This window comes from Streptomyces sp. NPDC037242 (genome assembly GCF_055604165.1).
Genome location: NZ_JBVJUY010000012.1, coordinates 174,596 through 195,348 on the forward strand (window position 1 = coordinate 174,596; position 20,753 = coordinate 195,348).

The window sequence follows — 20,753 nt, forward strand, 5'->3', positions numbered from 1 at the left end:
CGGGTGCCCGCCGCTTCGGCGATACGGTGCTCAGACCACGATGAGCGCGTCCAGCGGGGCGCCCGCAAGGGCGCCGTCCAGCCGTTCACGGCCCGGCAGGAACGACAGCTCCATCAGGACCGCGACCCCGGCGACCTCGGCCCCGGCCCGCCGGATCAGCTCCAGCGAGGCGCCGGCGGTACCGCCGGTGGCCAGGACGTCGTCGATGACCATGACCTTGTCACCGGCGGCCAGGTCCTCCGCGTGGACCTCGATCTCCGCGGACCCGTACTCCAGGTCGTAGGTCTGGGCGAGCGTCGCGCCGGGCAGCTTTCCTGCCTTGCGGACCGGGACGAAGCCGATGCCCGCCTGGACGGCGACCGGAGCCGCCAGGATGAATCCCCGCGCCTCCAGGCCGACGATCTTCGTCGCCCCGTACCGTCCGGCCAGCTCCACCAGCGCGTCCGTCAGCGCGGCGAACGCCTTCGGGTCGGCCAGCAGCGGGGTGATGTCCTTGAACATCACCCCCGGCTTCGGGTAGTCCGGTACGTCCTTGATCCGGCTGAGCAGCAGCTCGCGCGCCTCGGTGGACAGCGGCGCCGTCATCGGCGCCGTCCCGGCCGGCCCTGCGCGACGACCTGCGGCGCGTCGTCGGCGGGGCCGTCCTGCACGGACTCGCCCTTCGACGAGGCGGACGCCCGCTTGGCGAGCACCCGCTTCTTCAGCGCCTTCATGGCCGGCTCGCGCTCCTTGAGGTCCACGACCAGCGGGGTCGCGATGAAGATCGAGGAGTACGCACCGGCGGCGAGGCCGACGAACAGCGACAGGGAGATGTCGTTCAGCATGCCGGCGCCCAGGAAGCCGCCGCCGATGAAGAGCAGGGCCCCGACCGGGAGCAGCGCCACGACGGTGGTGTTGATCGAGCGGACCAGCGTCGCGTTGATGCTGCGGTTGGCGATCTCGCTGAACGTCCAGCGGGTCTGCTTGGTGATGTCCTTCGAGCCCTCCTTGAGACCGTCGAAGACGACGACGGTGTCGTAGAGGGAGTAACCGAGGATCGTCAGCAGACCGATGACCGTACCCGGGGTGACCTCGAAGCCGACCAGCGCGTACACGCCGACCGTGATCGTGAGGTCGTGGATCAGCGCGATGAGCGCCGCGATGGCCATCCGCCACTCGAAGGCGATCGCGAGGTAGATCACCACGAGGACCATGAACACGCCGAGGCCGGTCCAGGCCTTGTTCGCGATCTGCTCGCCCCAGCTCGGGCCGACCAGGTCCGCGTTGATCTGAGCCGCGTCGACCTTGAGGTCGGTGGCGAGCTTGGCCTTCACATCGGCCGCGGCTGCGGTGTCCAGACCCGAGATCTGGATGCGCAGACCGCCCGTGCCGAGCTCCTGGACGATCGCGTCGTGGCCGGAGGCCTCTTCCGCGTCCTCGGTCGCCTTGGCGACGGAGACGGCCGTCTTCGGGGTGGTGAAGACGGCACCGCCCTTGAACTCGATGCCCATGTTGAGGCCCTGAACGGCCAGGGCCACGATCGCCGTGATGGTGATCAGTATGGAAACGCCGTACCAGACGAAACGCTTGCCGACGAAGTCGTAACCGACCTCACCTCGGTACAGCTTGGCGCCGAGATCTCCGAGCTTCGACATCCCTCACGCCTCCTTTGCGTCGACGGGAGCTTCGATGGTCGCGGCGGTCGCGCCGGAGCCGGTACGACGCGAGCGTCGCAGCGGCGGCTGGGCGCCCAGTCGCTTCGGGTCCAGTCCGGACCACGGGTGACCGCTGGAGAAGAACTTCGTACGGGCCAGCAGCGTCATGACCGGCTTGGTGAAGAGGAACACCACGACCACGTCGAGCAGGGTGGTCAGACCCAGGGTGAAGGCGAAGCCCTGCACCTTGCCGACGGTGACGATGAAGAGCACCGCGGCCGCCAGGAACGACACGAAGTCGGAGACCAGGATGGTGCGTCGGGCACGCGGCCAGGCGCGCTCGACGGCCGGACGCAGGGTGCGGCCCTCGCGGATCTCGTCGCGGATGCGCTCGAAGTACACGATGAACGAGTCGGCGGTGATACCGATCGCCACGATCGCGCCGCAGACGGCGGGCAGGTTCAGCGCGAAGCCGATGCCCTTACCGAGCAGCGCCATGATCGTGTACGTGAGGATCGCGGACACCAGGAGGCTGACGATGGCGATGAACGCCAGGCCCCGGTAGTAGACCAGCAGGTAGATCACGACCAGCAGGAGGCCGATGGCACCGGCGATCAGGCCGGCCTTCAGCTGCTCGCCGCCGAGCGCGGCGGTGACGGTGGTGACGCTGTCCTCCTGGAAGGACAGCGGCAGCGCGCCGTACGAGAGCATGTTGCCCAGGTCCTGCGCGGACTGCTGGTTGAAGCCGCCGGAGATCTCCGCGTTGCCGCCGGTGAGCGCCTGGCTGACGGACGGGTCGGAGATGACCTCGCCGTCGAGGACGATCGCGAACTGGTTCTGCGGGGACTGCTTGGCCGCGAGCTCACCGGTGATCTTGGCGAACTTGTCGGCGCCCTTGTCGGTGAACTGCATCGTGACGATCCACATGCCGCGCTGCGGGTCGATGACGCCCTTGGCGTCCTTGACGTCCTGGCCGTTGACCGAGGCCGGGCCGAGGACCCACTTCGCCCAGGCGTCGCCGCGCTTGCCACAGGCGAGCGTCGGGTCCTCGGGCTTGACGTTCTTGCTGACGGCGCTGCGCTGGGCCTCGTTGCTGCAGTCCAGCGTGGCGAACTTCGCCTGCAGGTCGGCGGCGGCCGTCTCGGGGTTGGCCGGGGGCGCGGACGGGGTCGGAGCCTTGCTGTCGTCTGCCTTCTTCGACTCGCCCGCCGAAGGCGTGGGAGTGGGGGTGCTCGGGGCCTTGAGGGCCTCGCTGAGCGCACGGCCCTGGGAAGTGGCGCTGGACGACGGGGTGGCCGACGGGCTGGACTTGCCGTCCTCCGTCTTGGGGGTGCCGGAACCGCTCGCGGAGGGGCTCGGGGAGCCGCTCGGCGTGGTCTCGGGGGCGATCGGGGCGCCGTCCGCCACGGCGAGGACCGGGCGGAAGTACAGCTGGGCGGTGGTACCGACCTGCTCGCGCGCCTGCTGCTCGTTCATTCCCTTGGGAATGTTCACGATGATGTGATCGCGGCCCTGGGTCTGAACCTCGGCCTCCGACACGCCGAGACCGTTGACGCGGCGCTCGATGATGCCGACCGCCGTGTTCATGTTGGTCTCGTTGACGGCGCTCTCTTTGCCGGGTTCGCTCTTGGCCTTGAGCGTGATGCTCGTACCGCCCGCGAGGTCGATGCCGAGCCGGGGGGTCGTCTGACCAGTGAGGAACATCCCCGCGGTGAGCGCCACCATCGCGATCAGGATCAAAGCCAGGGCGCGCCCCGGCCTCCCCTGAGCCCCCGTGGGCCGCCGGCCCTTCTTCGGTGCTGCCACCTTGTCGTATCTCCCTGTCCAACCGTCCCGCGCCGGGTCAGCGCGCGGACGGCCACGAAATGTGTGGTGGGGACCCCTGCCCCCCGCAGAAGTGTCACATCCGGGGACCGCGGCGGCTGCCGGTCCGGCGCCTCCGCGATCCCCTACCGGGCGCTACTTCGCGCCGGGCTCGCCGTCTGCCTTGCCGTCGCCCGGCTTCTCGGCCTCGGGGCTGTCACCCTCGTCCTTCTTGCCCAGGTCGAGCTTGGGAGCCTCGTCCTCGTCCTTCGCCAGGTCCGCCTTCGGGGCCTCGGTCAGGGAGGACGCGTCGTCGGGGACGACCGGCGTGTCGATCGTCAGATCATCGGTCGCGCCGTGGACGATGCGGTTGTACTCCTCGTCCTCAAGGACGGCGCCGATGGCGTTCTTCGCGAACATCGCGTGGACGCCGGGAGCGATTTCGAGGGTGACCGTGTCCTCACCGATCTCCTTCACCGTGGCGTACATGCCGCCGATGGTGCGGACGCCGGTGCCGGGCGTCATCTGGTCGCGCATCTGCGCGGCCGCCTGCTGCTTCTTCTTCGCGGAACGGGTCATCAGGAACATCGCCCCGATGAGCACGATGAACGGGAGGAGCGTCACAATATCCACGGGACGGAGATCCTTCGCACGACCGCACTGGAGACGGCCTTTTTCTACGGGGGTGGGCACGCCGACCTGAAGGGTCGGCATCGGCGGAGTCTAGGCGAGTCCGCACCGATGGAACAACGCCCAGCATGTCACCGCAGTTCCTGACGGAGCGAACCTCCGCGCCGTCAACCCCCGAACAAGCCCTGTTGCCGCCCGGAACCGCCCCCGGAGTGCTGCGGCGGGACAAGTCCCAGGTGAGCCCATGCGGCGGGTGTCGCGACCCGCCCGCGGGGGGTACGGGCGAGCAGTCCCTCCCGTACGAGGAACGGCTCGGCCACCTCCTCCACGGTCTCGCGCTCCTCGCCGACGGCGACGGCGAGGGTCGACAGGCCGACGGGTCCGCCGCCGAAGAGCTTGAGCAGCGCCTCCAGCACGGCCCGGTCCAGCCGGTCGAGGCCGCGGGCGTCCACCTCGTAGACCTGCAGGGCGGTGCCGGCGACCTCGCGGGTGATCACCCCGTCGGCCCGCACCTGGGCGTAGTCGCGGACGCGGCGCAGCAGGCGGTTGGCGATGCGCGGGGTGCCGCGGGAGCGGCCGGCGATCTCGGCGGCGCCGGCGGTGTCGATCTCGACGTCGAGGAGGCGGGCGGAGCGGTGGATGACGCGTTCCAGCTCCTCGGGGGCGTAGAACTCCATGTGGCCGGTGAAGCCGAAGCGGTCGCGCAGCGGCGGGGGCAGGAGGCCGGCCCGGGTCGTCGCCCCGACCAGGGTGAAGGGCGGCAGCTCCAGCGGGATCGCGGTGGCGCCGGGGCCCTTGCCGACGATCACGTCGACCCGGAAGTCCTCCATGGCCATGTAGAGCATCTCCTCGGCGGGCCGGGACATGCGGTGGATCTCGTCGAGGAAGAGGACCTCGCCCTCCTGGAGCGAGGAGAGGATGGCGGCGAGGTCGCCCGCGTGCTGGATGGCGGGGCCGGAGGTGATCCGGATCGGGGCGCCCATCTCGGCTGCGATGATCATGGACAGGGTGGTCTTGCCGAGGCCGGGGGCTCCGGAGAGCAGGACGTGGTCGGCGGTGGCGCCGCGCTGGCGGGCCGCCTTGAGGACGAGGTCCAGCTGCTGGCGCACCTTCTCCTGGCCGACGAACTCGCCGAGGTCCTTGGGGCGCAGGGCCGCCTCGACGGCGGTGTCCTCGCCGTCGGCGGCGGCCGCGACGAGCCGCTCGGCCTCGACGTCGGTGGTCTCGTCGTCCCAGTTCACGGTGTCACTCTGCCTTATCGGTGTGCGCGGTGGTGTTTCCCGGGCGCTGCCCGGACCCGCGCCTCAATCGCCGGCGGGGCTGAACCTGCCCTGCGGGCAGTCCAGCCGCACCTGGCGGGCGGGATCGGGCAGGATCCAGCCCCGCCGGTGATCGAGGCGCGGGGTCTGGGGCGGAGCCCCAGCGGTCAGCGGCGGTTCAGGGACTGGAGGGCCGCTCGGAGGAGTTGGGGGACGGGCGCCGGGCCGCCGGCGGCGATGGCGGCCTCGGCCTGCGGCGTCACCGCCGAGACGGCCTCGTCCGCCTCGCGGGAGGCATAGCCGAGCCCGATCAGCGCCGCGGCCAGCTGCTCGGTCCACGGCGCAGGACCCGACGCCGCGGCCCGCTGCGCCCCCACCAGCCCGCTGGAGCCGAGCGGGGCCCCCAGCTTGTCCTTGAGCTCCAGCAGGAGCTTCTGTGCACCCTTCTTGCCGATGCCGGGGACGGCCGTGAGGGACTTCTCGTCCCCCGTCGAGACGGCGAGCCGCAGCGCGTCCGGGCTGTGCACCCCGAGCATCGCCTGGGCCAGCCTCGGCCCGACCCCGCTGGCGGTCTGGAGCAGCTCGAAGACCTGCCGCTCGTCGTCGTCCGCGAAGCCGTACAGCGTCAGCGAGTCCTCCCGTACGACGAGCGAGGTCGCGAGCTTGGCGTCCTGCCCGATCCGCAGGCCGGCGATCGTGTTCGGCGTGCAGTGCACGGCCATGCCCACTCCCCCGACCTCGATGACGGCCAGGGTGGGGGCGAGTGCGGCGACTGGGCCGCTGACGAAGGCGATCATCGGGTACGGCCTTTCGAGGCGTGCAGGGCCACCGCCTGCTGGAGGCGGTTCTGGGCGGGGGCCCGCCAGATGTGGCAGATGGCGAGCGCGAGGGCGTCGGCCGCGTCGGCGGGCTTGGGCGGGGCGTCGAGCCGCAGCAGCCGGGTGACCATCGCCCCGACCTGCGCCTTGTCGGCCCGGCCGCTGCCGGTGACGGCGGCCTTGACCTCACTGGGGGTGTGCAGGGCGACCGGTATCCCGCGCCTGGCGGCGCACAGCATGGCGACGGCACTGGCCTGGGCCGTGCCCATCACGGTGCTGACGTTGTGCTGGCTGAAGACCCGCTCCACGGCGACGACTTCGGGCCGGTGCGCATCGAGCCATTCCTCGATGCCCCGCTCGATGGCGACGAGCCGGTGACCCAACTCCGCATCGGCGGGCGTGCGTACGACACCCACCCCGAGCATGGTCAGGGGGCGGCCGGCGACACCTTCGACGACGCCGACACCGCATCGGGTCAGTCCCGGGTCAACACCGAGAACGCGCACGCTCCACCCCTGGTCCCTCGCTCGCCTGTCCGATCCGGTCCGTCCGGTGCAGGCTATCCGGCGCCACTGACAAAGCGACGGGCCGACAGGGTGTGTCCCCTGCCGGCCCGTCGAAATCAGCGCCCTGATCAGGCGTCGACCTTCTCCATGACCTCGTCCGAGACGTCGAAGTTGGCGAAGACGTTCTGCACGTCGTCGCTGTCCTCCAGCGCGTCGATCAGCTTGAAGATCTTGCGCGCGCCCTCTTCGTCCAGCTCGACCTGCATGGTCGGCAGGAAGTTGGAGTCGGCCGAGTCGTAGTCGATGCCCGCCTCCTGGAGCGCGGTGCGGACCGCGACCATGTCGGTGGCCTCGCTGATGATCTCGAAGCTCTCGCCGAGGTCGTTGACCTCTTCGGCGCCCGCCTCCAGCACGGTCTCCAGGACGTCGTCCTCGGAGAGCTCGCCCTTGGGCAGGAGCACGACGCCCTTGCGGTTGAACAGGTACGAGACCGAGCCCGGGTCGGCCATCGAACCGCCGTTGCGGGTCATGGCGACGCGCACGTCGGACGCGGCACGGTTGCGGTTGTCGGTGAGGCACTCGATGAGCACCGCGACGCCGTTCGGACCGTAGCCCTCGTACATGATCGTCTCGTAGTCGGCGCCGCCGGCCTCCAGGCCGCCGCCGCGCTTGACCGCGGAGTCGATGTTCTTGTTCGGGACCGAGCTCTTCTTGGCCTTCTGGATGGCGTCGAAGAGCGTCGGGTTGCCATCGACGTCGGCGCCGCCCATACGGGCCGCGACCTCGATGTTCTTGATCAGCTTCGCGAAGAGCTTGCCGCGCTTGGCGTCAACCACGGCCTTCTTGTGCTTCGTCGTAGCCCATTTAGAGTGGCCGGACATCTGCCTGTCTCCTTCGCGTCACCAACAATGTTCGCCTCAGATCCTACCGGGACGGCGTTACAGCCCCGCGCGCACCATGTCGACGAAGTACGCGTGGACCCGATCGTCACCCGTCAGCTCGGGGTGGAACGAGGTGGCGAGGACGTTGCCCTGGCGCACGGCGACCGTGTGGCCGTCGTACGTGGCGAGCACCTCGGCGGCGGCGCCGACCGACTCGACCCACGGGGCGCGGATGAAGACGCCCTCGACGGGGCCGCCCGCTATGCCCGCGAAGTCGATCTTCGCTTCGAAGGATTCGTTCTGGCGGCCGAAGGCGTTGCGGCGGACGATCATGTCGATCCCGCCGAGCGTCTCCTGGTCCTCACGCCCGTCCAGGAGCTTGTCGGCGAGCATGATCATGCCGGCGCAGGTGCCGTAGACCGGCATCCCGGCCCGTACGCGCTCGCGCAGCGGCTCCAGCATGCCGAACAGCACGGCGAGCTTCGACATGGTCGTGGACTCGCCGCCCGGGATCACCAGGGCGTCGATCTCGGCGAGCTCCTCGGGACGCCGGACCGGCCTGGCCACGGCGTCCGCCGCGGCCAGGGCGATCAGGTGCTCCCGGACGTCGCCCTGGAGAGCCAGGACACCGATCACGGGGGTGTTAGTCATGACCGACTACCAGCCGCGGTTGGCGTAGCGCTCGGACTCGGGGAGGGTGTCGCAGTTGATGCCGACCATGGCCTCGCCCAGGTTGCGGGAGGCGTCCGCGATGATCTTCGGGTCGTCGTAGAAGGTGGTGGCCTTCACGATGGCGGCGGCGCGCTTGGCCGGGTCGCCCGACTTGAAGATGCCGGAGCCGACGAAGACGCCCTCGGCGCCGAGCTGGCGCATCAGCGCGGCGTCGGCGGGGGTGGCGACGCCACCGGCGGAGAACAGCACGACCGGGAGCTTGCCGAGCTCGGCGACTTCCTTGACCAGCTCGTACGGGGCGCGCAGCTCCTTGGCGGCGGCGAACAGCTCGTTGTTGTCGTAGCCGCGCAGGCGGGCGATCTCGTTCTTGATCTGGCGCAGGTGGCGGACGGCCTCGACGACGTTGCCGGTGCCGGCCTCGCCCTTCGAGCGGATCATGGCCGCGCCCTCGGCGATGCGGCGCAGGGCCTCGCCCAGGTTGGTGGCGCCACAGACGAAGGGGGTGGTGAACGCCCACTTGTCGGAGTGGTTGACCTCGTCGGCCGGGGTCAGGACCTCGGACTCGTCGATGTAGTCGACACCGAGGGACTGCAGGACCTGGGCCTCGACGAAGTGGCCGATGCGGGACTTGGCCATGACCGGGATCGAGACGGCCTCGATGATCTCTTCGATCATGTTCGGGTCGGACATGCGGGCGACGCCGCCGTCCTTGCGGATGTCGGCGGGCACCCGCTCCAGGGCCATGACGGCCACGGCGCCGGCGTCCTCGGCGATCTTCGCCTGCTCGGCGTTGACCACGTCCATGATCACGCCGCCCTTGAGCTGCTCGGCCATGCCGCGCTTGACGCGGGAGGTGCCGATGGCCGACTCAGCGGACTGGGGGGAGGTGGGAAGCGTGCTCACTGGTTGACCTCACTCGAAAGGAAGACGGGTACTACTCGGCCGAGGAAACCCCACCGACCAGTCCACAGCAAGGGCCAATGGACAGCCTGTGGCTCCTTCGGGTTCGAAGAGTGGTCTGTACGGCTCAGACCGGGCGGTCCGCGAGATCCGCCGGAGGCTCATCGTCCATTTCGAAGGCCAGGGGGAACGGGGCGTGGCCGGCCAGCCGGAACCAGCGCACCTTGCGGTGCCTGCGCAGGGCCCTGGCGGCCCGTACGGCGTCGTTGTGGAACCTGCGCGCCATGGGCACCCGGCGCACGGCCGCGGCCAGCTCCTCGGTGGCCTCCGCCCCGCCGGGGGCCGCCTTGAGCACCTCCACCTGGTCGGCGTCGGCGAACACCGCGCGCAGGGCCTGGCTGAGCTCGCTCTCGGCGACCTCGCGGTGCTCCTCCTCGGCCTGCCGGGCCGCGTGGGCGGCCTCGTACAGCACGATCGAGGACGCCGGGTCCAGCACCCCGGAGGTGGCCACCTCCAGTACCACGGAGGCCCGCCGGACGAGCTGCGCGTCGAGCGCGGCGCGGGCGGCGTCCATCCGCGAGTGCAGCCGGTCCAGCCGCCCGGCGGTCCAGCTGAGGTAGACGCCGACCACGGCCAGCGCGACGCCGATCCAGACAAGGTTTTCGATCACGCTGGGCGACCCTACCGCTCCCGGGGGCCCCGGCCCCCACCGGCCCTGGCGCCGCCCGGGCCGTGCGCACGGGCGGTGGCGGGCCGGTCAGGAGGCGGGAGCGTCCTTCGAGAAGCCCAGGCGGGTGCGGAGCGGGACGCGTTCGTCGGTGGCCACCGCGGCCGCGCCGTCCGTCACGGTCTCGTACACCGCCAGGATGTCCGCGCCCACGGTCGACCAGTCGAAGCGGCGCACGTGCGCCGAACCGCGCGCGCTGAGCTCCGCGCGCCGGTCCGGGTCGCGCAGCAGGGCCACGGCGGCCGCTGCGAGGGATTCGGAGTCCTCGTTCGCGAACAGCTCCCCCGCCGCGCCCTGGTCCAGGACCTGCGCGAAGGCGTCGAGGTCGGAGGCGAGCACCGCCGCCCCCGCCGACAGGGCCTCGACCAGGATGATCCCGAAGCTCTCGCCGCCGGTGTTGGGGGCCACGTACACGTCCACGCTGCGCAGCAGCCGCGCCTTGTCCTCGTCCGAGACCATGCCGAGGAACTCGACCCGTGAGCGGAGCTCCGCGGGCAGGGAGGCCACGGCCTCCTCCTCGTCGCCGCGGCCGGCGACCAGCAGGCGTACGTCGGGGCAGGCCTCCACGATCTTCGGGAAGGCCGCCATCAGCACCGGCAGGCCCTTGCGGGGCTCGTCGATGCGGCCGATGAAGCCGAGGGTCTGCCCGCCCCACTCGGGCCGGGGCTCGGCCTCGGCGAAGAAGTCCACGTCGACGCCGTTGGGGATGACCACCGCGTCGCCGCCGAGGTGTTCCACCAGGGTGCGACGGGCGTACTCGCTCACCGCGATCCGGGCGCTGATCTTCTCCAGCGCCGGCTGGAGGATCGGGTACGCCGCGATCATCGCCCGGGAGCGCGGGTTCGAGGTGTGGAACGTCGCCACGATCGGCCCCTGCGCCGCCCAGCAGGACAGCAGCCCGAGCGAGGGCGAGGCCGGCTCGTGGATGTGGATCACGTCGAAGACCCCGTCGTGCAGCCACCGCCGCACCCGGGCCGCCGACAGGAAGCCGAAGTTCAGCCGGGCCACCGACCCGTTGTACGGCACCGGCACCGCCCGTCCCGCCGAGACCACGTACGGCGGCAGCGGGGTCTCGTCGTCCGCCGGAGCCAGCACCGACACCTCGTGGCCCAGGCGGATCAGGTGTTCCGCCAGGTCACGGATGTGGAACTGGACGCCGCCCGGGACGTCCCACGAGTACGGGCACACGATGCCGATCTTCACTACGGGCGCTCCCCCTGGTCGGTCAGATCGTCCAGCCACAGCCGCTGCAGCATGTGCCAGTCCTCCGGGTGCTCGGCGATGCCCGAGGCGAAGGCGTCGGCCACGGCCTGCGTCATGGCGGCCGTCTTCTCCACCCGGGTACCCGTCTTCGGGACCGCCACCTCGGGGTGGATCCGGCCGTGCATCTTCGGGGTGTCGCCGTAGTACAGCGTGACCGGCAGCAGTACGGCGCCGGTCTGCTGGGCCAGCAGCGCCGGACCGGCCGGCATCCGCGCGACCGATCCGAAGAAGTCCACTTCTACGCCGGAGGCCGACAGGTCGCGGTCGGCGACCAGGCAGACCAGGCCGCCCGAGCGCAGCCGCCGCGCCAGGGTGCCGAAGGCGGAGCCGCCGCTGTGCGGCAGCACCTCCATGCCCAGGCTCTCCCGGTAGGCGACGAAGCGGTCGTAGAGGGTCTCGGGCTTGAGCCGCTCGGCGACCGTGGTGAACGGGACGCCGATGTGGGTGGTGGCCCAGGCCCCGGCGAGGTCCCAGTTGGCCAGGTGCGGCAGGGCGACGACGACACCGCGCCCGGAGGCGAGGGCCTCGCGCAGGATGTGGTCGTCCTTTATTTCGACGTCGACGCCGAAACGTTCCTTGGCCATCGTCGGGAGCCGGAAGGACTCCATCCAGTACCGCATGTACGAGCGCATGCCCGCCCGGGACAGCTCGCGCAGCCGCTCCGGCCCGGCCTGGGGCACGACCCGGGCCAGGTTGGACTCCAGCCGCAGCACGCTCTTGCCGCGGCGCTTCCACGCGTAGTCGGCGATCCGCTGCCCCAGGGCCACGGCCGTGGACTCGGGCAGCTTCTTGACCCCGGCCCAGCCGAGCCCGTACAGCCCGTCGACCAGCTTGTCCTGCACCTTGCCCATCAGGCCGCGCCGCCCTCGGCCGGGGCCTCATCGGGGGCCTCCGCCGCGTCCGATGCGGTCGCCGCGTCGGCCTCCGCCGCCTCGCGGCGCACGGTCACCACCCGCTGGATCAGCGTGACGAGCGAGCCCGCCGCCACGATCCACAGGGCGATCGGCAGCAGGACCCCGATCCACGAGGGGACCCCGAAGGTCTCCAGCCCGGACAGACCGGCCGCGACCAGCGAGATGACCAGCCGCTCGGCCCGCTCGATGAGGCCGTTGACGGCCACCGGCAGGCCGATCGACTCGCCGCGCGCCTTCGTGTACGAGACCACCTGGCCGCTGGCGAGGCAGAAGATCGCCACCGCGCACAGCACGTTGTCGTTCCCGGAGCCCGCGTACCAGAGCGCGAGCCCGCCGAAGATCGCCGCGTCCGCCACCCGGTCGAGGGTGGAGTCGAGGAACGCGCCCCACCGGCTGGAGATGCCGGCCTGGCGGGCCATGTTCCCGTCCACCAGGTCGGAGAAGACGAAGAGGGTGATGGTGATCGTGCCCCAGAAGAACTCTCCCCTGGGGAAGAAGACCAGTGCTCCCGCCACCACTCCGGCCGTGCCGATCAGCGTGACCGCGTCCGGACTCACCCCCCGCCGGAGCAGAAAAGCGGCGAATGGCGTGAGAACACGCGTGAAGAATGCACGCGCGTACTTGTTCAGCATGGCCTTCCCGGAGGGTCGCTGGGCCGCACGGCCACCACGGCCACCGGCTGGCCCATCGTAGCCAGCGCCCCGGCCGGTCAGCGCCCCGCACCCACCGGTTCGCGCCACGCAAGCGGTTCTTCACGCCGGGGCCCGCCGCAAGCGGTCCGCAGGACCGCCCCGGGTACGACGTATGGACGCAGTGTGACGGCAGTGCAAAGCTCGAAGAGCCCCTTTTCTTCCCTCCTCACCGTCACGACCGGGAGGCACGAACATCATGGGAGCCACATCGCACCAAGCCGGGGCCGCCGGCAGGGCACTGACGGCCGACCGCCCCTCGTCCGTACGCAACGTCGTGCTGGTCGGCCACAGCGGATCCGGCAAAACCACCCTGGTCGAGGCCCTGGCCCTGACCTCCGGCGCCGTCAACCGCGCCGGGCGCGTCGAGGACGGCGCGACCGTCTCCGACTACGACGAGATCGAGCAGCGGCGCCAGCGCTCCGTACAGCTCTCCCTCGTCCCGGTCGAATGGGCCGGAATCAAGATCAACATCCTGGACACCCCCGGATACGCCGACTTCGTCGGAGACCTCAGAGCCGGTCTGCGCGCCGCGGACGCGGCCCTCTTCGTCATCTCCGCAGCCGAGGACGGCGACGGGCTCTCCGGCGCCACCCGCATGGTCTGGGACGAATGCGCCGCCGTCGGCATGCCCCGCGCCATCGTCGTCACCCACCTGGAAGCCGCCCGCGCCGACTACGCCCAGATGGCCGGCGTGTGCAGCCAGTCCTTCGGCGCCGACGACCCCGACGCCGTCCTGCCGCTCTACCTGCCCCTGCACGGCCCCACCGGCCCGGACGGCCACACACCGGTCGCCGGCCTCCTCGGCCTGCTCTCCCAGCGCGTCTACGACTACACCTCCGGCGAACGCGTGGAACGCGACCCGGACCCGGCCGAGCTGGCCCTGATCACCGAGGCCCGTGCCCGCCTGATCGAGGGGATCATCGCCGAGAGCGAGGACGAGACCCTCATGGACCGCTACCTCGGCGGCGAGGACATCGACCTCAAGACGCTCGTCGACGATCTGGAGCGGGCCGTCGCCCGCGGCACCTTCCACCCCGTCCTGATGGCCGCCCCCGCCGCCGACGGCGCCCGCCAGGGCCTCGGCACCGTGGAACTCCTGGAACTGATCACCGGCGGCTTCCCCACCCCCCTGGAGCGCGCCGCCGTCGCCGTCACCACCCCCGACGGCGCCGAACGCCCCGCCGTCACCTGCGACCCGGACGGCCCCCTCGTCGCCGAGGTCGTCAAGACCTCCTCCGACCCCTACGTCGGCCGCGTCTCCCTCGTCCGCGTCTTCTCCGGGACCCTGCGCCCCGACGAGACCGTCCACGTCAGCGGGCACGGCCTCGCCGACCGCGGCCACGAGGACCACGATGTCGACGAGCGCATCGGCACCCTCACCTCCCCCTTCGGCAAACAGCAGCGTGCCCTCGACCGGTGCATCGCCGGCGACCTGGCCTGCGTGGCCAAACTCACCCGCGCCGAGACCGGCGACACCCTCTCCGCCAAGGACCGGCCCCTCCTGATGGAGGCCTGGTCCATGCCCGACCCGCTGCTCCCGCTCGCCATCGAGGCGCACAGCAAGGCCGACGAGGACAAGCTCTCCCAGGGCCTGGCCCGCCTCGTCGCCGAGGACCCCACGATGCGCCTCGAACAGAACCAGCACACCCACCAGGTCGTCCTGTGGTGCCTGGGCGAAGCCCACCAGGACCTCGCCCTCGAACGGCTGCGCACCCGCTACGGGGTCCAGGTCGACGCCGTCCCGCACAAGGTGAGCCTGCGCGAGACCTTCGGCGCCAAGGCCACCGGGCGCGGCCGGCACGTCAAGCAGTCCGGCGGCCACGGCCAGTTCGCCATCTGCGAGATCGACGTCGAGCCCCTGCCGCCCGGCAGCGGCATCGAGTTCGTCGACAAGGTCGTCGGCGGAGCCGTCCCGCGCCAGTTCATCCCGTCCGTCGAGAAGGGCGTACGCACCCAGGCCGCCCGCGGGGTCGCCGCCGGCTACCCCCTGGTCGACGTGCGCATCACCCTGCGCGACGGGAAGGCGCACTCGGTGGACTCCTCCGACGCCGCCTTCCAGACCGCCGGCGCCCTCGCCCTGCGCGAAGCCGCCGCCGAGGCGGCCATCCACCTCCTCGAACCGGTCGCCGAGCTGTCCGTCCTCGTACCCGACGAGTACGTCGGCCCCGTCATGAGCGACCTGGCCGGCCGCCGCGGCCGTGTCGTGGGCTCCGACCCGGCCGGCCCCGGCCGCACCCGGGTGCGCGCCGAGATCCCCGAGATCGAGATCGGCCGGTACGCGGTCGAGCTGCGCTCCGTGTCGCACGGCACCGGACTGTTCAGCCGGGCGTACGCCCGCCACGAACCGATGCCACCGCAGATCGCGGACAAGGTGCGCGAACAGGAAGAGAAGGGAAAGCAACTGACATAGCATCATGTCGGCCGCCCACCCAACCCGCTTGCGGTGGGCGGCATTTCCCTGTCCCATGACCATGGGGGGAGATCCGCCGATAGGCTCGTCGGCGCGACAAAGAGCACGAACGCACAGCGATGGGGGCAGCGGTGGCGGACGACGGATTCGACTTCAGTCCCGGGGCGCAGATTCCTCTCCAGGGGGGCGGCGGGCAGACCGCGGCGACCAATGCCCTGGCGTCGGCCGCGTACCGCGACGGCGGAACGGACACCAAGCTGGCAGCGATCCTCGGCGCCAACAGCGAGAACCACCCCGCCTCGATCAAGGCGGGCAAGATATCCCTCTTCGAGCCCAGCCTGGGCGAGGCCTTCTGCCGCGCCGTCGAGGCCCGCACGCTGGGCTCGGGCCGCAAGCCGCTCATCCAGTCCTTCGGCGCCGACCCGCAGACCGTCGTCGAGCACTGCCTGGCCGCCTCCCGCATCCGCAAGGAGCGCGACAGCAGGCTCCGGCTGATCATGCTGGTCTGCGGGGTGCTCTTCCTGCCCGGCCTGCTGCTGTGGCTCGGCCTGTTCCAGCTCCGCAAGACGCTGTCCTCCGGCGAGGGCAAGCGCGCCTCCTGGATCGGCACCCTGGTCCTGGTCGGCGTCGCCGTCGTGGTCGCCGTCCTGATGTTCCGGCTGCCCCTGACCGGCTTCCTCGGCATCTACGTACGCGGCATGATCATCGCCCCGGCCGTCGGCTGGGCGCTGGCCCGGCGGCTCTGCGAGCGCACCGCCGAGGACCTGCGCTCACGCTGGGACGGGCTGCTCGCGGGCAACGGGGTCGCCGCCAAGATCCCCGACGCGGTGCCCGGCAACCCCGACGAGAAGGCCCGCGAGGACCTGCGCCACCAGCTCGCCAAGCTGACCGCGGAGGACCGCAGCAACCACGTCTTCTACGCCGGCCCCAAGGGCATCCTCGGCATGGGCACCCGCTGGGGCAGCTGGCAGATGGCCGAGGAACTCGTGCCCAGGACCGACGGCGCCGAGATCCACCCCTTCCGCAGCTGGGACGTCATACGCGCGATCGACACCCAGCTGCGCCTGCTGGAGCGCGGCCCGCTGCACACCGGCGGCTTCCCGACGGCCGGCATCCAGCACTGGATCGTCACCCCGGTCGGCGAGGGCGCCGCCGAGGTGGCCCGTCCCACGGGCGAGAACACCGACAACTTCCTGATCAAGCCGCACGAGATCACCCGGATCTGCAACGAGCAGCAGTTCAGCGCCGGCAACCGGCACTACCTCGGCATCCAGTACCCGCTCTGGGACGGCCAGCTCGTCATCAACATGCTTGTCACCGTCACCGTGCTCTACAAGACGCTGCGGGTGGACGTCACCGCGCACGCCCTGGGCCCCGTACACGGCCTGTTCACGACGAAGTCCAAGGCCCCGGTGGTGGAGGTGCCCAAGAGCGTCCGCTTCTGGGAGACCGTGGAGCGGCCGCTGCCGCTGGTGGACACCGGAGAGGTCGTGCGCCTCGCGGTGCGGGCCCCGCTGACCTGGTTCCCGCCGATCCTCGACTTCTTCGGCGGCAAGCTGGTCCTGCCCGAGCCCTTCGGCCTGCGGCACGTGTGGGCCGGTTCGATGTGGCGCCACCGGTTCATGGCGGACGACGCCCTGCGCACCGTGGCCCCGGTCCTGCGTGCGGTGCACGCCGCCACCTTCAAGGTGCTGGAGGACAACGGCGTCGACACCGAGCGCTTCACCAACCGCTCCTCGATCATGAGCGGCCTCATTCAGGAGCCGGGTCCGCGCAAGGCCGACGTGTACGACGCGTAGTCAGGGCGCCTGGGTAGGCTGAAGTGAGCCCTGTGAGCCCCGAGGAGGGAACATGACCGAGCGCAAACCGCCCGGCGTCGATGTCGAGTCCTGGGTGGACCGCCAGATCAGGGAGTCCGCGGACCGCGGCGAGTTCGAGAGCCTGCCGGGCTTCGGCAAGCCGCTGGCCTCCCTCGACGCCCCGTACGACGAGCTGTGGTGGATCAAGGGGAAGATGCACCGGGAGGGCTTCTCCTCGCTCCCTCCGGCGCTCGCCCTGCGCAAGGAGGCCGAGGACGCCCTGGAGGCGGCCCGCGCGGCACGTTCCGAACGCCAGGTGCGGGAGATCCTCACCGAGGTCAACGAGAAGATCCGCGCGGCCCTGCGCATGCCGCCGCCGGGACCGCCGCTGAACCTCACCGAGTTCGACGTGGAGGACGAACTGCGGACCTGGCACGAGCAACGCGCGCAGTGACAGGAAGAAGGACCGCCCCCGGCACAGTGCGCCGGGGGCGGTCCTTCTTCCGTCGCGGCTCACGACTCACGGCCTCAGCCGACGGGCCAGGCGTCGGCCAGCATCTGGCGGGTGTCCGCGAGCAGTTGCGGCAGCACCTTGGTGTGCCCGACGACCGGCATGAAGTTCGTGTCGCCGCCCCAGCGGGGGACGATGTGCTGGTGCAGGTGCGCGGCGATGCCGGCTCCAGCGGCGCTGCCCTGGTTCATGCCGATGTTGAAGCCGTGCGCCCCGGACGCCTTGCGCAGCGCGACCATGGCCCGCTTGGTGAGGTCCGCGAGCTCGGCCGTCTCCAGCCCGTCCAGCTCGGTGTAGTCGGCGACGTGCCGGTACGGGACGACCATCAGGTGGCCGCCGTTGTACGGGTAGAGGTTCAGCACGGCGAACACGTGCTTGCCCCGCGCCACGATCAGCCCGTCCTGGTCGGACATCTCCGGAATCCCGCAGAAGGGACAGCCGTCTCCGGCCTCCGGGCCGGTCGGCTTGTTCTCGCCCTGGATGTAGGCCATCCGGTGAGGGGTCCACAGCCGCTGGAACCCGTCGTGGGTGCCCACACCGTTCTGCCGCTCCGGCTCAATCGTCATGCCATGCAGCATATGACCTCGCCTGGACGAACGAGGAAGGCCCCCGGAAAGTGATCGCTTCCGGGGGCCTGCTCCCGGGGGTCCCCCCCGGACGGAGTCTTGGGGAGGGTCAGACCTGGACGCGGTCCGCAACGACCTTGGCCAGCTTCGCCAGCGCCTCGCCCTTGGGGATGCCGTTCTCCTGCGAACCGTCGCGGTAGCGGAAGGAGACGGTGCCCGCGGCCATGTCCTCGTCACCAACGATGATCATGAACGGCACCTTGAGCTTCTGGTGGTTGCGGATCTTCTTCTGCATGCGGTCGGAGGAGGCGTCCACCTCGACCCGCAGACCCTGCTTCTTCGCCTCGGCGGCGAACTCCTGGAGGTACTCGACGTGCCCGTCGCCGATCGGGATGCCGACCGCCTGGACCGGGGCCAGCCACGGCGGCATGGCACCCGCGTAGTGCTCCAGCAGTACGGCGAAGAACCGCTCGATCGAGCCGAACAGCGCGCGGTGGATCATGACCGGCCGCTGGCGCGAGCCGTCCGGCGCGGTGTACTCCAGGTTGAAGCGCTCCGGCAGGTTGAAGTCGAGCTGCACGGTCGACATCTGCCAGGTACGGCCGATGGCGTCGCGCGCCTGCACCGAGATCTTCGGGCCGTAGAAGGCCGCGCCGCCCGGGTCGGGGGTCAGCGGGAGGCCCTGCTTCTCGGCGACCTGCTGGAGGACGGCGGTGGCCTCCTCCCAGACCTCGTCCGAGCCGACGAACTTCTCGGGGTCCTTGGTGGACAGCTCCAGGTAGAAGTCGGTCAGACCGTAGTCGCGCAGCAGGTTCAGCACGAAGGTGAGCGTGCGGTCGAGCTCCTCCGCCATCTGCTCACGGGTGCAGTAGATGTGCGCGTCGTCCTGGGTGAAGCCCCGGGCGCGGGTCAGGCCGTGCACGACGCCGGACTTCTCGTACCGGTACACGGTGCCGAACTCGAAGAGGCGCAGCGGCAGTTCGCGGTAGGAGCGGCCGCGCGCGTCGAAGATCAGGTTGTGCATCGGGCAGTTCATGGGCTTGAGGTAGTAGTCGGTACCACCGTCGAGCTGCATGGGGGGGTACATGCCCTCCGCGTACCAGTCCAGGTGGCCGCTCTTCTCGAAGAGGGCGCCCTTGGTGGCGTGCGGGGAGTAGACGAACTCGTAGCCCTCCTCCTCGTGCCGGCGGCGCGAGTAGTCCTCCATGGTCCGGCGGATGATGCCGCCGCGCGGGTGGAAGACGGCGAGGCCGGAACCGATCTCGTCCGGGACGGAGAAGAGGTCGAGCTCGTTGCCGAGCTTGCGGTGGTCGCGCTTCTCGGCCTCGGCGAGGAAGTCGAGGTGGGCCTTCAGCTCCTCCTTCGACGGCCACGCGGTGCCGTAGATGCGCTGGAGCATCGGGTTCTTCTCGCTGCCGCGCCAGTAGGCGGCGGCGTTGCGCATCAGCTTGAACGCCGGGATGTTGCGGGTGGTGGGCAGGTGGGGGCCTCGGCAGAGGTCCTTCCAGCACAGGTCGCCGGTCTTGGCGTCCAGGTTGTCGTAGATGGTCAGCTCGCCGCCGCCCACCTCGACGTTCGCGCCGTCGTCGGTCGACGCGGAGCCCTTGATGCCGATGAGCTCCAGCTTGTACGGCTCGTCGGCGAGCTCCTCGCGGGCCGCCTCGTCGGAGACCACGCGGCGGGCGAACTTCTGCCCGCGCTTCTGGATCTCCTGCATCTTCTTCTCGATGACCTTGAGGTCCTCGGGGGTGAAGGGCTTCGCGACGTCGAAGTCGTAGTAGAAGCCGTCCCGGACCGGCGGGCCGATGCCCAGCTTGGCCTCGGGGAAGAGCTCCTGCACGGCCTGCGCCATGACGTGCGCGGTCGAGTGGCGCAGGATGTTCAGGCCGTCCTCGGAGGAGATCTCCACCGGCTCGACGGTCTCGCCGTCCTGCACCTCGTAGCTGAGGTCCTTCAGCTCACCCGCGATGCGCGCGGCGACGATGGTGCGCTCGCCGGCGAAGAGCTCCGCTGCCGTAGTGCCCGTGGCCACCACGCGCTCGTCCCGCTCGGAATCGCGTTGGATGATCACACGGACGTCTGACACCGGTCTCTCCTGACTCAGGGGGTGCGCGGGCGAACGCCGCGCGCCTGAATCGTACCGAGCGGAGTGGCCGCGCCGCGAAACGGTTACCGCCCGGACCGTCCGGACCGTCCGGGAGGCCCCGGGCGCGGGTAGCGTGGCCGTTTCGACCCTGCTTGCGAAAGGCCCCCCATGCCGAGCGTGCTCGTCCGACCCCTGGACCTTGCCGACGAGGCCACCGCCGCGGCCGTGCACCGGATCGGCCGGGCCGCGTACGCGGTGGAGGCGGAGCTGATCGGTTTCGGGATACCGGCCCAGCGCGAGAGCCTCGCGCAGATGCGGGAGCGGCCGCTGGCGTGGCTCGGGGCCGTGTCGGCCGGGGGCGACATCGCCGGGTTCCTCGCCTGGAAGGCCGTGGCCGACGGCTCCGTGTCCGTCGACCGGCTCTGCGTGGACCCGGCCTGGTTCCGCCGGGGCGTCGGCTCGCTGCTGATGCGCCACCTGCTGTCCGAGGCCTTCCCGGACCGCTGCGTGACGGTCACCACGGGTGCGGACAACTCCCCCGCGGTGACCCTCTACGAAGGCCTCGGCTTCACCCGCGGCGCGGACTTCTCCCCCGTCCCGGGCCTGCGGATGGCTTCCTTCGCCATCCGGGGCTGACGCGGCACCAGCGCCGCGTCGGACGGCACCAAGGGGGTGTCTGACG

The 20,753-nt window shown here is 70.8% G+C and carries 20 protein-coding genes; 4 read left to right on the forward strand and 16 right to left on the reverse strand.

Annotated elements, in window-relative coordinates:
* Positions 1 to 30: 30 nt before the first annotated feature.
* The 14 genes from ACZ7GJ_RS16975 to pgsA form a co-directional block, all read right to left on the reverse strand.
* Positions 31 to 585, reverse strand: a complete 555-nt coding sequence (locus ACZ7GJ_RS16975) for an adenine phosphoribosyltransferase (protein ID WP_470752394.1) — start codon at positions 583 to 585, stop codon at positions 31 to 33.
* The gene (gene secF, locus ACZ7GJ_RS16980; RefSeq protein WP_470752395.1) at positions 582 to 1,634 is read right to left on the reverse strand and encodes a protein translocase subunit SecF; all 1,053 of its coding nucleotides are present in this window, start codon (positions 1,632 to 1,634) and stop codon (positions 582 to 584) included. Before secF ends, ACZ7GJ_RS16975 begins: the two co-directional genes overlap by 4 nt.
* Positions 1,635 to 1,637: 3 nt before the next feature.
* The gene (gene secD / locus ACZ7GJ_RS16985) at positions 1,638 to 3,440 is read right to left on the reverse strand and encodes a protein translocase subunit SecD (protein WP_470752396.1); all 1,803 of its coding nucleotides are present in this window, start codon (positions 3,438 to 3,440) and stop codon (positions 1,638 to 1,640) included.
* Positions 3,441 to 3,593: 153 nt separating this feature from the next.
* Positions 3,594 to 4,070 (reverse strand): preprotein translocase subunit YajC, encoded by a 477-nt coding sequence (gene yajC, locus ACZ7GJ_RS16990; RefSeq protein ID WP_470752398.1) that lies wholly within the window; start codon positions 4,068 to 4,070, stop codon positions 3,594 to 3,596.
* 164 nt (positions 4,071 to 4,234) lie between these two features.
* Entirely contained in the window at positions 4,235 to 5,308 is a 1,074-nt protein-coding gene (ruvB, locus tag ACZ7GJ_RS16995; protein ID WP_470752399.1) for a Holliday junction branch migration DNA helicase RuvB, read from the reverse strand.
* Positions 5,309 to 5,493: 185 nt separating this feature from the next.
* Positions 5,494 to 6,123 carry a Holliday junction branch migration protein RuvA gene (ruvA, locus tag ACZ7GJ_RS17000; protein ID WP_470752401.1) on the reverse strand — a complete coding sequence of 210 codons (630 nt, stop codon included), beginning with the start codon at positions 6,121 to 6,123 and terminating at the stop codon, positions 5,494 to 5,496.
* The gene (ruvC, locus tag ACZ7GJ_RS17005; RefSeq protein WP_470752402.1) at positions 6,120 to 6,650 is read right to left on the reverse strand and encodes a crossover junction endodeoxyribonuclease RuvC; all 531 of its coding nucleotides are present in this window, start codon (positions 6,648 to 6,650) and stop codon (positions 6,120 to 6,122) included. The genes ruvA and ruvC overlap by 4 nt, the downstream gene beginning before the upstream one ends.
* Before the next feature lie 128 nt (positions 6,651 to 6,778).
* Positions 6,779 to 7,531 carry a YebC/PmpR family DNA-binding transcriptional regulator gene (locus ACZ7GJ_RS17010; protein ID WP_361765845.1) on the reverse strand — a complete coding sequence of 251 codons (753 nt, stop codon included), beginning with the start codon at positions 7,529 to 7,531 and terminating at the stop codon, positions 6,779 to 6,781.
* A gap of 57 nt (positions 7,532 to 7,588) precedes the next feature.
* Positions 7,589 to 8,182 (reverse strand): pyridoxal 5'-phosphate synthase glutaminase subunit PdxT, encoded by a 594-nt coding sequence (pdxT, locus tag ACZ7GJ_RS17015; protein WP_470752403.1) that lies wholly within the window; start codon positions 8,180 to 8,182, stop codon positions 7,589 to 7,591.
* Between the two features lie 6 nt (positions 8,183 to 8,188).
* The gene (gene pdxS / locus ACZ7GJ_RS17020; RefSeq protein ID WP_030010552.1) at positions 8,189 to 9,106 is read right to left on the reverse strand and encodes a pyridoxal 5'-phosphate synthase lyase subunit PdxS; all 918 of its coding nucleotides are present in this window, start codon (positions 9,104 to 9,106) and stop codon (positions 8,189 to 8,191) included.
* A 124-nt stretch (positions 9,107 to 9,230) separates the two neighbouring features.
* Positions 9,231 to 9,773, reverse strand: a complete 543-nt coding sequence (locus tag ACZ7GJ_RS17025; protein ID WP_470752405.1) for a LemA family protein — start codon at positions 9,771 to 9,773, stop codon at positions 9,231 to 9,233.
* A gap of 87 nt (positions 9,774 to 9,860) precedes the next feature.
* Positions 9,861 to 11,033 (reverse strand): glycosyltransferase family 4 protein, encoded by a 1,173-nt coding sequence (locus ACZ7GJ_RS17030; protein WP_470752408.1) that lies wholly within the window; start codon positions 11,031 to 11,033, stop codon positions 9,861 to 9,863.
* Complete coding sequence (locus tag ACZ7GJ_RS17035) at positions 11,033 to 11,944, reverse strand: phosphatidylinositol mannoside acyltransferase (protein ID WP_470752410.1); 912 nt, start codon at positions 11,942 to 11,944, stop codon at positions 11,033 to 11,035. Before ACZ7GJ_RS17035 ends, ACZ7GJ_RS17030 begins: the two co-directional genes overlap by 1 nt.
* Entirely contained in the window at positions 11,944 to 12,639 is a 696-nt protein-coding gene (gene pgsA, locus ACZ7GJ_RS17040) for a phosphatidylinositol phosphate synthase (RefSeq protein ID WP_470752412.1), read from the reverse strand. The genes ACZ7GJ_RS17035 and pgsA overlap by 1 nt, the downstream gene beginning before the upstream one ends.
* A 256-nt stretch (positions 12,640 to 12,895) precedes the next feature.
* Between pgsA and ACZ7GJ_RS17045 the strand changes: the two genes are divergently transcribed.
* From ACZ7GJ_RS17045 to ACZ7GJ_RS17055, 3 genes are all read left to right on the forward strand, one after another.
* Entirely contained in the window at positions 12,896 to 15,109 is a 2,214-nt protein-coding gene (locus ACZ7GJ_RS17045) for an elongation factor G-like protein EF-G2 (protein ID WP_470752415.1), read from the forward strand.
* A gap of 131 nt (positions 15,110 to 15,240) precedes the next feature.
* Positions 15,241 to 16,908, forward strand: coding sequence for a hypothetical protein (locus tag ACZ7GJ_RS17050; protein WP_470752416.1), 1,668 nt, complete (start codon positions 15,241 to 15,243; stop codon positions 16,906 to 16,908).
* 52 nt (positions 16,909 to 16,960) lie between these two features.
* The gene (locus ACZ7GJ_RS17055) at positions 16,961 to 17,362 is read left to right on the forward strand and encodes a DnaJ family domain-containing protein (RefSeq protein ID WP_470752418.1); all 402 of its coding nucleotides are present in this window, start codon (positions 16,961 to 16,963) and stop codon (positions 17,360 to 17,362) included.
* Positions 17,363 to 17,436: 74 nt separating this feature from the next.
* Here ACZ7GJ_RS17055 and ACZ7GJ_RS17060 read toward each other — a convergent pair whose 3' ends face one another.
* Together ACZ7GJ_RS17060 and thrS are read right to left on the reverse strand one after the other, a co-directional pair.
* Positions 17,437 to 17,997, reverse strand: a complete 561-nt coding sequence (locus tag ACZ7GJ_RS17060; RefSeq protein WP_470752420.1) for an HIT family protein — start codon at positions 17,995 to 17,997, stop codon at positions 17,437 to 17,439.
* A gap of 97 nt (positions 17,998 to 18,094) precedes the next feature.
* A complete protein-coding gene (thrS, locus tag ACZ7GJ_RS17065; protein ID WP_470752422.1) occupies positions 18,095 to 20,071 on the reverse strand; it encodes a threonine--tRNA ligase in 1,977 nt (658 codons plus the stop codon).
* A 168-nt stretch (positions 20,072 to 20,239) separates the two neighbouring features.
* Here thrS and ACZ7GJ_RS17070 point away from each other — a divergent pair, with 168 nt between their 5' ends.
* Positions 20,240 to 20,707 (forward strand): GNAT family N-acetyltransferase, encoded by a 468-nt coding sequence (locus tag ACZ7GJ_RS17070; RefSeq protein WP_470752425.1) that lies wholly within the window; start codon positions 20,240 to 20,242, stop codon positions 20,705 to 20,707.
* Positions 20,708 to 20,753 lie beyond the last annotated feature (46 nt).